The following is a 4,892-nucleotide window of genomic DNA, read 5'->3' on the forward strand; positions in this document are numbered from 1 at the left end:
CGTACTCACCGGGCTTGGTACTCAGTACCAAGCCTTTTTGGTAGGGCATCATGGTGGTGAGCTCTTCCCCAGTGGCACCGATAGAGCGTAGCCGAGTTGTGATGACGTTCTCTTTGCCTATTTCTCGGTTTTTCATTAATCCGACCCGGATGTATTCGGTTATCGTGTCACGCTCCTTGTTGGTGTAAGCGATGATAAGCGTATTCTCTCGCGTCTCAGGGGTGCGCTCTAGATAGTCTTTGGCAACCATAAAGGGCAGCTTCTCTGTCGCTGTGAGTTGCGCTCTGCGTCTATCCTTGTCGTTCTCATCCAGCGTAGAGATGACATGCTGACGGTTGCCTTGACTGTCAGGGGCTTGCTGTTGGAGCTTATCCAGGGCGCTGAGTGGCTGTTTATCAATGGTGTTTTGCGCGGCATTAAGTAAGGTGTCGTTTTGCTGACGGATGATATCGGTCATGTAAGCGGTATCGATGCGTCCTTGACTCATAGCCAGTTCAAACGGCTTACCAGCACTCAGGGACAGTAGCTGCTCTTTATCGCCAAGGAGGGCGGTCTTGGACTGACTGTCATTGACCAGTTTGGTGAACTCATCGGCTTGCTTGTTGCTGACCATGGAGCTTTCATCGAGAAAGAACAAGGTGTGTTGATAGTCGCTGGCACTGCGGTTTCCTTGTCTGATGTCAGATAATAAGCTTTCCAGAGTTTGCGCTTTTACCCCCTTACTTTCGAGCTCTGAAACGGCGGCGTGAGTGGGCGCAAGCCCAATCACGTTTTGCTCAGGCAGTTGGCTGGCTTCTTTAACTAACTGGATAAGTTCAATGTTGGACTCAAGCATGGTGGACTTACCTGTGCCGGCTAAACCTTGAATGGCAACAAAGCTGTCTTTAGTGGTTGAGATAAGGGTAATGGCGTCCTTTTGTCCTTGGGTTAAGCGAGGTTTGGTGTCGAGAAAAGCTTGCACCTGCCTAGAGGTAGCAAAGGGCTGATGTTGACCTTTGCCATCATCGATGTTTTGCAATATACGCTTTTCCGTCTCTAGCGCCGCTTGTGTTGTCCAGCGTGTCCCGTCGCTGTATTCCGCAGATAGGGTATCGCTGCGTTTTCCCAGTTCGGTTTCAATCTGCTCTTTGGTGATAGAGCCACCGGCTTCTTCAAAAGCGTAACGAACCGCTTCGACCACTAACGCTTTTTGGCTAAAGGCGGCTTCTCGCTCTGAGAGGTGGTTTAGGGCAAAGCTGATCGCTTTCTCGATTAGTGGGGCGCTTTGTGCTTTTGCCAGTGCTGATAGTGCCTGACTGACATCTTGCTTTAACAAAGCTTGGGTGGTGTCGTTTAGGTAACGGTCGTTGATGTTTTGTGTCTGCAATACACGCTCAATCGCTGACGGGGAGACCTGCTCTTTTTCCAGTGCGCTTTGGGCTTTGTCGGGCTTGTCGGTGAAGATATCAAGACGCCCTGTTTTTTCAGTAAGGTCATTTATCAGTGGTTTTGACAGAGTGAAGGCTTTTGCTGAGAGTAGGGTGTGTTCTTTTTTCTCGATATGGTTGGCGCCATGAACGTAGTCGTATTGCAGTGGTGCGTCTTTTAAGCTTTCTAAGCTTAGACGCTGCGTTTTACCGTTTCCCTCAAGAGTAATATTATCGTTGTTTATATCAGTGACGAGGTAACGTTGATTTGCCTCTAAACCAGAAGGGAAGTGTTTGCCTAACGTACTAAGGCGCTCGCCTTTGGCAATGTTCAAACTCTGTGGTTTGCTGATTTGCATCTTCATGGCTTTAAAATCCCGAGAGGATGGGTCAAATATGACCTTATCACCCTTGTTTTTGGTCAGTGTAAGCATGGTGTTTTTCTCTTTATCGATACTGGCAATGACAAAACTTTGAGGTTTGCCGTCATCCCAATGGGTGAGTGTCATGCCTGGTTTGTAGTGCTGAACAAGCGGCTGCTGCGCTTTAGAGAGGTAGTGGGGGACTTGAGTGAATAGCGTGATTTCATGGCGAGAAAGCGTACCGGTGTTTTTGAGTCTATCCCGAATGGCTTCGGTTAACCGCCGCTGCTCGACACTGGAAGTGGCAATCACTTGGGTGTTGGCTTTGTCTGGTAAGTCGGCGTACACCCGGGCTATCCTATCGGTGTCATTCTCATTCAGTTTTACGTCTGTTTCGATAGGTTTACTGCTTACCCAAGTATGGCTCTCTACATTGCCTTTTTGATACAGCGAGATAGCATTGTTGGCTTTAAATCCTTGACGGCTAGAGACACGGTTTAACATGACGACTTTGCTGTTGGACTGTTTGGCTTTGTCGGTCAGGGCTAACAGTTCATTAGCGCTCATCTTGTTAGCGTCATCGATGAGCAAGACGTCTTTATTGGTCAGCGGGGTGTCACTTTGCAGCAAGCTATAGGTGGTGTGGCGCTGCTCTGGTGAAAAAACATTGGCTATCCACACCCCAAGCGTTTTGCTTTGCCTTTGTAGGCTCTCCATCCCTTCTGCTTTGGCTTTTGTGCTTTGTGAGACGAACTGGACCCGTTTACCACTGTGGTTTCCCACGTTAAGCAGCTGCTGCGCAATGCTTTGTGATGAGCCGTGCACATTTACCACGTGGAACTGTTTGGTGGAGTGGTAAAGGTCGGTAAGCATACGTTGCTGACTTTCTGGGATAGCCAGCTTGTCTAGGATTTTGGGTGCCACGTGGGTGCGCATGTGATGCGCCCGTCCTTGTGTGCTGTCGATAAGTGCTTTCTCGTTATCAATTAAGCCTTTGGTGGTGTATTGCCCTTTCTCTGCCAGTGGGATAAGCGTCCCTTCTTTTATCCATTCATCTGCGAGGTTTTTTACGTCAATGGCGTTGGCTTGAATATCACCTTTGGTAAAATCAGAAACCGCTAATTCAACGATTTTTTCCAAGCGAAGGGCTGTATTGTTTTGTTCAAGATGAGAAATAGCACGCGACAGGGCTTCTTGAGCGATTAAGGCTGGCTGAAATTCTTGTTTAGTGAATTGTTGTGCATTCTTTACCAACTCTTCGGGCTTATACCCCATCTCTTTGATTTGCTGTTGCCACTTTGTGGTGAGCTCACCGTTGCTCAGGTAGGTTTTACTTTTACGGGTATCGAGGGCTGCCATATCCCTTGCTGCTTGTGTGTCTCCAAAGTTTAAGGCTTGTTGGTTGATTTGCTGCGTTCGAGTGGAAGAGTTTTCGATGAGTGGTTGTGGTATACCAGATATGTCTATCTGTCCATTGCCTAGTCCATGGGTTTGATAGCCAATTCTTTCAACGTCGTGTGCTATCTTACTGTGAAATAGTGCTGTGTAATATTTTTGGAAGTTATAGATGCGCTCGCTTGTACCATTGATGACGCCGCCTTTTTGCTTGATGGTTGAAGCGAGTGAGCGCAGTTGCCCTTCCTGGTCTCGTGTCATGTTTGGCGCTAATAAGTGGTAATGAAGCTGCATGTCGTTTTCACGGCTGGTCTTATGACCAATGGCTGCAAAAATCATGTTACCGGTATTGATGTATTCACGTTCACCTTCTTTATTGGTTGACGTGACTTGTGCGGTGTCTTTTTCAATTTCATCGGCGACAAACTTAACGGCGTCCTTGAGTATGCCAAGTAAGCGCATATCACCACCGCCTAATGCGGCAATGGAGAAGCCTTTTGATACGGATAAAGTCAGATCTAAGCCGCATTTATGATCGTCTCTTTTCCCCTTGATGGTTTCATCCCCAAGGTTGCCAGATAACACGGACTCTAATGTCTCCTGTTCGACGGCTTTGCTTAGCAGTCCGGCTTCTTCTGCAAGCTTGCCATACCAGAACGTATTTTCTCCCTGGTCTTTTTCTTTGAGGTAGTAGTTATCGCTGGCGTCTTTCTCTAAAGAGACGTCAGGTAGGTCTTTGGGGTTTTCTTCGCTTAGGTAGTATTTGGCAGCGCCAGAAGCAGATTTGAGTGGGCTGATAGAGAGCATGCGTATTTTCCTTATGAAAATACCGCGAGCCAAAAAGGTGCACCCAAAACAGAGAGAATCAACGAAAAACACTAAGCAGAATGGCCATTCATCTTAGTGCGATCAGGAAGGTAATACCTGTTTAGTTGATAAGTTTTGGGTGCGATAGGAGTATATCAGAGAAATGAGTTTTGGCTAGCGGCAGGGGGATGGAGTCGATGTCGTGAGTAATGTTATTGCAGCTCTTTTAGCCGCAATGTATTCATTTTGTCTGAATAATGCACAAAATCAGTGGGTGGCGTATCGGTTGCAGAACAAAAAACATTGAGACAGTTTTGTATCTTTTCTAGTGATTTATCATGTCCAGCTAACGATGTGGGTGCTCTTACTGATAGTTCTTGGTGTGTGATTGTTAGTATTTCTTCTAGTGCATTGGGATCTATCTTGTCTTTAATATCTATATCGTCTAACGAACTAATAATGACGTTGATCGAGAAAAAAACCATGCGATTTAACTCCCTGTAAGCCTCTGAATACAATAAAGTTGGATATATTTCTGTGACTTGCTTTGTCGCGATTTGATTGACTATTTCCCAGTACTGTTCATCGATGTTGCTACCACGAGTGAAATGCGCGGTTGTGGTTTCCTCCCAGTATGGTCTATCGATAAAATGGCGTTTTAATTCTTCTATACACCAGTTGACGTCTTGTTCAAATGAGGGATTAACAATGTGTTTTTTCATTTTCTTTCCTTAGGTAATACCAATCAGCACTAACAGCATGTTTTGAGCGGATGAGTGTTTTTAAAATGAAAGGACGGTGTGTTCTCAATCGAGCTGATTGAAGCTCGAATCGATAAATAAAACACTGCCATAGCAAAATCGGTTTAATGATGTGACATCGTCAATGAACTCATAGAGCCATTCGGGGCATTGATCATTGT

Annotated in this window: 2 protein-coding genes; both read right to left on the reverse strand. The window is 46.2% G+C overall.

Going from position 1 to position 4,892, the window contains the following annotated elements; all coding sequences use genetic code 11:
• Positions 1-3,970, reverse strand: a 3,970-nt coding sequence (gene traI, locus OH459_RS27705; RefSeq protein WP_269989799.1) for a conjugative transfer relaxase/helicase TraI, incomplete at its 3' end; no start/stop codon positions are given.
• 212 nt (positions 3,971-4,182) lie between these two features.
• Positions 4,183-4,692, reverse strand: a complete 510-nt coding sequence (locus OH459_RS27710; RefSeq protein ID WP_269989801.1) for a hypothetical protein — start codon at positions 4,690-4,692, stop codon at positions 4,183-4,185.
• Positions 4,693-4,892 lie beyond the last annotated feature (200 nt).

This window comes from Vibrio sp. MM46 (genome assembly GCF_027587135.1).
Lineage (GTDB): Bacteria > Pseudomonadota > Gammaproteobacteria > Enterobacterales > Vibrionaceae > Vibrio > Vibrio harveyi.

Excerpts from the sequence above, each read along its gene's own strand:
- OH459_RS27710 (WP_269989801.1), bottom strand. The coding sequence starts at position 4,692 with ATGAAAAAACACATTGTTAATCCCTCATTTGAACAAGACGTCAACTGG.